This window comes from Acinetobacter sp. Colony158 (assembly GCF_019264745.1).
GTDB lineage: Bacteria > Pseudomonadota > Gammaproteobacteria > Pseudomonadales > Moraxellaceae > Acinetobacter > Acinetobacter ursingii.
Genome location: NZ_CP078523.1, coordinates 175,985 through 183,312, shown reverse-complemented (window position 1 = coordinate 183,312; position 7,328 = coordinate 175,985). Strand labels below are relative to the sequence as shown.

At 39.7% G+C, this 7,328-nt stretch carries 8 protein-coding genes; 5 read left to right on the top strand and 3 right to left on the bottom strand.

The window, feature by feature from the left end; all coding sequences use genetic code 11:
- The first annotated feature begins 68 nt into the window (after nt 1–68).
- From serS to JR005_RS00635, 3 genes are all read left to right on the top strand, one after another.
- Nucleotides 69–1,340, top strand: a complete 1,272-nt coding sequence (serS, locus tag JR005_RS00645; RefSeq protein ID WP_004990373.1) for a serine--tRNA ligase — start codon at nt 69–71, stop codon at nt 1,338–1,340.
- Nucleotides 1,341–1,408: 68 nt separating this feature from the next.
- On the top strand, nt 1,409–2,782 hold the full coding sequence (gene cysG, locus JR005_RS00640; RefSeq protein ID WP_104794704.1) for a siroheme synthase CysG: 1,374 nt from the start codon (nt 1,409–1,411) through the stop codon (nt 2,780–2,782).
- Nucleotides 2,783–2,817: 35 nt separating this feature from the next.
- The gene (locus tag JR005_RS00635) at nt 2,818–3,297 is read left to right on the top strand and encodes a tRNA (cytidine(34)-2'-O)-methyltransferase (RefSeq protein WP_004990368.1); all 480 of its coding nucleotides are present in this window, start codon (nt 2,818–2,820) and stop codon (nt 3,295–3,297) included.
- A gap of 6 nt (nt 3,298–3,303) precedes the next feature.
- Here JR005_RS00635 and JR005_RS00630 read toward each other — a convergent pair whose 3' ends face one another.
- Nucleotides 3,304–3,687 carry a VOC family protein gene (locus JR005_RS00630; protein ID WP_004990367.1) on the bottom strand — a complete coding sequence of 128 codons (384 nt, stop codon included), beginning with the start codon at nt 3,685–3,687 and terminating at the stop codon, nt 3,304–3,306.
- A gap of 14 nt (nt 3,688–3,701) precedes the next feature.
- The gene (locus tag JR005_RS00625; protein WP_044436033.1) at nt 3,702–4,085 is read right to left on the bottom strand and encodes a winged helix-turn-helix transcriptional regulator; all 384 of its coding nucleotides are present in this window, start codon (nt 4,083–4,085) and stop codon (nt 3,702–3,704) included.
- Nucleotides 4,086–4,218: 133 nt separating this feature from the next.
- On the opposite strand from JR005_RS00625, the gene JR005_RS00620 reads away from it, so the two are divergent.
- A complete protein-coding gene (locus tag JR005_RS00620) occupies nt 4,219–4,779 on the top strand; it encodes a flavodoxin family protein (RefSeq protein WP_044436031.1) in 561 nt (186 codons plus the stop codon).
- Between the two features lie 169 nt (nt 4,780–4,948).
- Here JR005_RS00620 and JR005_RS00615 read toward each other — a convergent pair whose 3' ends face one another.
- Nucleotides 4,949–5,503, bottom strand: coding sequence for a hypothetical protein (locus JR005_RS00615; protein WP_004996491.1), 555 nt, complete (start codon nt 5,501–5,503; stop codon nt 4,949–4,951).
- Between the two features lie 251 nt (nt 5,504–5,754).
- On the opposite strand from JR005_RS00615, the gene JR005_RS00610 reads away from it, so the two are divergent.
- Nucleotides 5,755–7,254 carry a cation:proton antiporter gene (locus tag JR005_RS00610; protein ID WP_004996495.1) on the top strand — a complete coding sequence of 500 codons (1,500 nt, stop codon included), beginning with the start codon at nt 5,755–5,757 and terminating at the stop codon, nt 7,252–7,254.
- Nucleotides 7,255–7,328 lie beyond the last annotated feature (74 nt).

The following is a 7,328-nucleotide window of genomic DNA, read 5'->3' as shown; positions in this document are numbered from 1 at the left end:
CTGACTATATTTTTTGCTGTGAAGCACTTACACTATAGGCAGTTTTTCTTTGCAACTTATGATTGGCTATGATCGACCCAAAATTACTCAGAAATAATATTGAAGCTGTAAATCAGGCTTTGGCAAAACGTGGTGTGCAACTTGATCCTGCTGAATGGGCATCTTTGGAAGCGCGCCGTAAAGAGTTTCAATCCAAAACTGAAAGTTTACAGGCAGAACGTAATTCTGGTGCTAAACAGGTAGGTCAGATTAAAAAAGCAGGCGGTGATGCCTCTGAGATCATGGCGCGTATGCAGGCCATTGGTGATGAAATTAAGGCAGCAGAAGTTGCTTTAGCAGAATTACAGGCTGAAATTGAAGACAAAGCACTGAGTATTCCAAACTTGCCAGATGATTCTGTGCCAGAAGGCAAAGATGAAAATGACAATGTGGAAATCTCAAAATGGGGAACACCACGCCAGTTCGATTTTGAAATAAAAGATCACACCGATTTGGGTGAGTGGATGGGCGGTCTTGAGTTTGAAACCGCAACCAAATTGACGGGATCACGTTTTAGCGTATTGAAAGGGCCTTTAGCTCGGTTACAACGTGCTTTAACGCAATTCATGCTAGATACTCATACCTTAAAAAATGGTTATACCGAAGCCTATGTACCGTATTTGGTCAATGCAGATTCATTACGTGGTACAGGTCAACTGCCTAAGTTTGAAGAAGATTTGTTCAAGCTACAAGGCGAAAAAGAATATTACTTGATCCCCACTGCTGAAGTTCCTGTGACCAACTTTGTGCGTGACGAAATCATTGATGCAGATCGTTTGCCGCTTAAATATGCGGCGCATACGCCTTGTTTCCGTAGTGAAGCTGGTTCTTATGGACGTGATACCCGTGGTTTGATTCGTCAACATCAGTTCGACAAGGTTGAAATGGTGCAAATCGTCAAGCCAGAAAATTCGATGCAGGCATTAGAAGAATTAACAGGTCATGCTGAGGGAATCTTGCAGGCACTTGGCTTACCTTATCGTAAAATTCTTCTTTGTGGCGGGGATATGGGTTTTGGTTCAACCAAAACTTATGATCTTGAAGTGTGGGTGCCAAGTCAAAATACCTATCGTGAAATTTCAAGCTGCTCAAATATGGGTGACTTTCAGGCACGTCGTATGATGGCACGTTACCGCGCGGATCAGAAAAAAACTGAATTGGTACATACCTTAAATGGTTCTGGTTTGGCGGTAGGTCGTACTTTATTGGCGGTGATGGAAAATTATCAACGTGCTGATGGCTCGATCGAAATTCCAGAAGCATTACGTCCTTACATGGGCGGTACAACTTATATCGATTAATCAGATCGATATCTATTGTGCATGATTTTTGCTTTAACCTACCCAAAATCAAGATGTAGAGGTCGGCTGTGGAAATTCTTCCAATTTCACTTAAGTTGCAACAGCAACGTTGTCTGATCGTGGGTGGGGGGCATATTGCCTATCGCAAAGCACTATTACTGGTCAAGGCGGGTGCAATTCTTGATGTAATTGCACCTGAAATTGATGAGCAGCTTCAAACCCTAGTTGAACAAAGCCAAGGGACACTGTATTTAAAAGTATTTGAAGACAGTGATTTAGATCAGGCTTATCGTTTAGTGATTGCTGCAACCAATGATGCTGCGGTTAATCAACGTGTGTTTAAGCAAGCCGAACTTCGAAATCTCTTGGTGAATAGTGTGGATGATATTCCCAACTGTCGTTTCATGATGCCTGCGATTATTGATCGTTCGCCATTAGTGATTTCTGTCGCCTCAAATGGCGCTTCACCTGTGCTATCACGTCAGTTGCGTACTCAGATTGAAACACTGGTTCCACATGGTATGGGGAAACTCGCTGAGTTCTCTGGACAATGGCGTACCCGCGTTAAGACCAAGATTACCAATCCAGATGAGCGCCGTATTTTTTGGGAAGAACTGTATGCCAGTCCGCTCAAAGAACAAGTGTTTCATGACAATCTGGAAACCGCCAATCAAATGATGGCACAGGCGCTTTCTGAATGGACTGCGCCTAAAGGTGAGGTCTATTTGGTGGGTGCTGGGCCGGGTGATCCAGAATTACTCACACTTAAAGCCTTGCGTCTGATGCAACAAGCAGATGTAGTCATTTATGATCGCTTGGTTTCTCCTCCGATTTTAGAGCTTTGCCGCCGTGATGCCGAAAAAGTCTATGTGGGTAAGGCACGATCCAATCACAGTGTACCGCAAGATGGCATTAATGCTTTACTTGTTCAATACGCACAATCAGGAAAACGTGTCTGCCGTTTAAAAGGTGGTGATCCCTTTATCTTCGGACGTGGTGGCGAAGAAATTCAGGAATTATTTGCAGCCGGTGTCCCGTTTCAGGTGGTGCCAGGTATTACCGCAGCATCAGGCTGTTCAGCTTATGCGGGTATTCCACTGACCCATCGTGATTATGCGCAAAGTGTACGTTTTCTGACCGGGCATCTAAAAGAAGGTTCGCCAGAACTACCGTGGAATGAACTGGTGTATGAAAATCAGACGCTTGTGCTGTATATGGGATTAGTCGGGCTTGAGCATATTTGCCAGCAACTCATTGCACATGGTCAACGTCCTGATATGCCTGTCGCTTTGATTTCTAAGGGTACGACTCCTGAACAAAAAGTAGTGGTCGGTACACTCTTTGATATTGCATCTAAAGTTGCCGAATACCATATCCATGCACCAACTTTGACCATTATTGGTGAAGTGGTCAGTTTGCGTGAACAATTGCAATGGTTATAGCCCGGATTGTTCCAATTATTTAGTAGAGAGACTTTGTGATCCACGTTGTATTGTTTGAGCCTGAAATTCCTGCCAACACGGGAAATATTATTCGTTTATGCGCTAATACAGGTGCGCAGCTACATTTGGTCAAACCTTTAGGCTTTGAGCTTGATGATAAAAAACTGAAACGTGCAGGATTGGATTATCACGAATATGCGCGGATGAAGATCTGGGACAATATTGAACAATGCCTTAAATATCTTAAAGCGCATGGAATTACTGAATCTGAAGTTTTTCCATTAACCACCAAAGGCAGTGCGACACCACATACAGTTGATTTAAATCGTTCGGTTGCATTATTGATGGGACCTGAAACGCGCGGTTTGCCTGAGCATATGCGTTTAATGTTTCCACAAAAAAACTGGATTCGTTTACCGATGGCAGAAAACTCACGTAGTCTGAATTTATCGAATGCAACGGCAGTGATTGTCTATGAAGCATGGCGGCAACAAGGTTTTCAACCTTTGTCATAAGAAGATTTAAATATCTCCATAATGACTTGCAACCACGATGACATAACCGTCAGGGTCTTTAAACCAGACTTCGCGATGGTTGGCATTTAAATTGACTTTCGGTTGTTCCAGAATGTTGACTTGATGTATCTGTAAACGCTGTACCAAGTCATCAAAATCAGGGGTTTTAAACCAGAGCAGAACGCCATTGCCTTTGGCGGCATCAGGATTGCCCAAATAAGGGTGATGATGCGCTTGCCATTGGTGTAGCTGTAAAACCATTTCACCTTGTTTGTTCAGCAGTTGTTCGTATTCAGTGCCGCCATGACCACTTTTGAGGGCGAGAACCTGTTGATACCACAGACTACTCAGTTCGACATTATGAACTGCAATTAAAGGTTGAGGTGTCATTCTATCTCTCTTTTTTATGATGTCGCTGTGCTTTGAGATGAATCATAATTTTGTTGTGCTTTGAGTACAGCTTCAATATGTGTTTCTGCCCATCCTTTTAGTTGTAATGCAGTTTGGGATACATCGCGACCTAAATCGGTTAAACGATATTCGACTCGAATGGGCGCAGTATCTTGTACCTCGCGCAAAATAAAGCCATCCCTTTCTAATATTTTTAGTTTCTGCGATAAAACTTTTGGAGAAATCCCTTCAATTTTTTTCTTGAGCAAATTGAAATGAATCGGTTGTTCTTCCAAGACATTTAAAATCAAGAGTACCCATTTGTCTGCAATTTTTTCAAAAAAAAGACGTGCAGGACAATTTTGACTATAGACATTATATCCGCAGGCAGAATTCACGACTGTACTCCTAAATTGTGGCTTTTGTGTAAATATTTTACGAGAAAGCACTCGGTTACTTATTGGTAACTAATTGACACCTAGTTTCTAAAATATATCATTAAACCATCTTCATGCAAATAGGGCATTTCTAATGGCTAAGGTATCTCTGGTTTATTTTTCAGGCTATGGTCACACTAAGGTTTTGGCAGAAACTTTTGCCGCACAAATTGAAGCGAATTTGATTGAAATTAATCAGGATGGTGATATTCAGGATCAAGACTGGCAGACGCTAGATGATTCTGCTGCAATTGTATTTGCAGCACCAACCTATATGGCTGCGGCACCATGGCAATTTAAAAAATTCGCCGATGCAAGCTCTAAGAAATGGTTCACGCGCGCTTGGCAAGATAAAATTTTTGGTGGTTTTACCAATAGCGCCAGCTTAAACGGTGATAAACAAGTCACTCTAATTCAGTTCCAGACATTGGCATCACAACATGGTGGTATTTGGGTCAGTTTAGGTTTATTACCTGCCAATACTAAAACAGCAACGCGGCAGGATATCAATAATCTGGGTGGTTCAGTAGGTGCACTGATTCAAACTCCCGCTGATGCAAGTGTAGATGAAATTCCAGAAGGTGATATTGAAACAGTCAAAAGTTACGCACAACGTATTCAAACGATTACCGATCGGTTTAGCCTAACAAAATAATGATGTTCAATATTGGCTCAGATTTAATAGATCAATCCGACAACTTTTGGATCGCAAACTGATTAAATTTGAGCCAAGTTCCATTGTCACTCTTTATTGAAAATCTAAGTTGAAAACAAAAAAAAGGGATAGATTATTGAGGTTCAATTTATCTTTATCATCATGTGAACTAACCAATGAATTTTCTAAAATCACGTATGATCCGATAACAAACGTACAATCCGCTCAATGAAAATAAAATCAATGCGCCTAAGATATATTTTAAATTGTCTATATCATTCTGATAAAACTGTTGAATATCTTGCTGTGACCAAGTCAAAGCGGTGGGTTGATTGTTTTGAATGTCTATCCATTGAATATTTTGAAAATAAAGATAATTTCCGATTGATTGAATAGTCGCTTTGCGGATGTAACGTGTACTAAATAGATTGTATTGATCCGTACAAACAGTTTTTAAATAGTGTTCACAACTGAGCTTCATCACATAACCGTGATCTTTTAGCACGATCAGCGCAGATTGATCTGGTTTTTGATTATTCGACATCAAGATGTATTGATGATCTGCATCTGTATCAAAATGCACGACTTTTCGACTTTCATACAGCTCATTACTGTTTAAAATATCCTGCGCTTTGATAAGACATGTGATGACCAAAGCGGCAGTAATTACAAAAATACAGATCGCTAGACTCAAGCGGAATATTTTCTTGATCGTTTGATGCATACTCATCTACTAAAATTTTAAAATTAAACCCAAGACTTTAACATTCGAACCTGTTCAAGCATGTTGATTGTAAAAACATCATACACTCTTTGAATGGGTAGATTTTATGTTAAAAAAGCTAATTATTTCACAGATTGAGAGAAACTTTTCGTTAAAATTATCATGACTTTGAAATGACATTTTGATGTGTATTTTTATTAGAAATAATTGAAAACGGTTTCGGTTATTCCTGTAATAAGTGAAGGACTTTTATGGGTAATTATTTTTTACTACAAGCACTGAGCGTTATATTTGCACTTTCAATTGCAACTACGATGTTCAATAAGCGAATTTTAGATTTTCCTCAAGCCATTGGCGTGCCTATTGTTTCGGCGGTGTTGGTATTTGTTTTGCAATGGGGGGCGAACTTACTTCAAGGCAATCAATTTATCACCATCAATATCCATAATATTGAAGAAGCGGTACGGGGGATTGATTTTTATGACTTTTTAATCAATGGTGTGATCTGCTTCATCTTAACCTCCTCAGCGCTCAAATTTAAAATATCTGATTTACGAAACCATTGGAAACCGATCGGGATACTGGCCACGATTGCACTATTGCTTTGTGCGATTCTTTTTGCAGGGTTAATGTATGGTTTTCAATTTTTGATTGGTCATCCAGTTCCTATACTTGTATTACTCCTTTTAGGATCCGCTTTGGGTGCAACAGATCCGATCGGTATTAAGGGTGTACTGAGTTCAGTTCGCGCTCCCCATCATCTAATCGTTAAATTAGAAGGTGAATCTTTATTTAATGATGCTATGTGTATTGCGGTATTTATGACCTTACTCAATGTATTGCAAGGGGAGCATTTCTCTCTGATGCATACACTTGAAAATTTCGTTTATGAGATTGTCGTTGCTGCGATGATTGGCTGGGCATTCGGTTTGGGGATTCTACGCTTACTTCGTGGGAAACATGAAATGGAATCGCTGATTTTAACAACAGCATTACTCGCTTGTGGTTCTTATTTGGTGGCATTATTCGCCCATGCTTCCGCACCGATTGCTTGTGTGATTGGGGGATTAATCGTAGGTAACAAATGGAAAGAAATATTACAGGAACGAGAAATCCGTGAAGTTAATCATTTCTGGCATACCGTGGAAGGGATTATTAATTCTTTCCTTTTCACATTAATTGGGCTTGAACTTTTTATTCTGGATTTAAATGCAAGCATGATTTTTGGTGGGATTCTTGCATTTATTGCGCTACATATTTCCAGATTTGCAGCAAACTTTTTATCCTTCTCATTTTTTCCATCATTTAGATCAAAGAGTTATAATGGTAGTTTGACGATATTATCTTGGGGTGGCGTACGTGGAGGGATTTCTTTAGCATTAATATTAGCAGTCGCAAACGTTCCTGAATTACGTGAATATAGTAGTATTTTAATTGGTTATACATTTATTAGCGTACTTCTTTCGGGTGTTGTTTGTGGTTTGGGTTTACCTGCGGTGATGAATGCATTCTATTATAATCCGAATGAGGAAACTCAAGGGTTTAAAGGTTGGTATCAGCAGTTATGCCATAAAATGAATCGGCGTGGGTTTAAATATATTGTTGGTGAAGATGCCAATGGAATGGAGACTATTACGATTTACAACCCTGAAGTCATTATTGATAAAAAATCAGAAGATGGAATAGCCTCTGTGCATAATCCTAATAAAATTGAAGAGGTTAAACGTTTAGAGAATCCTGATAATTTTTAATGGGTTAGTTCTTTTTAGGTAGTTTTCAATATAGCTAAAAGTTTATGGATGTAACTTTTAGCTTTTTTATTAAA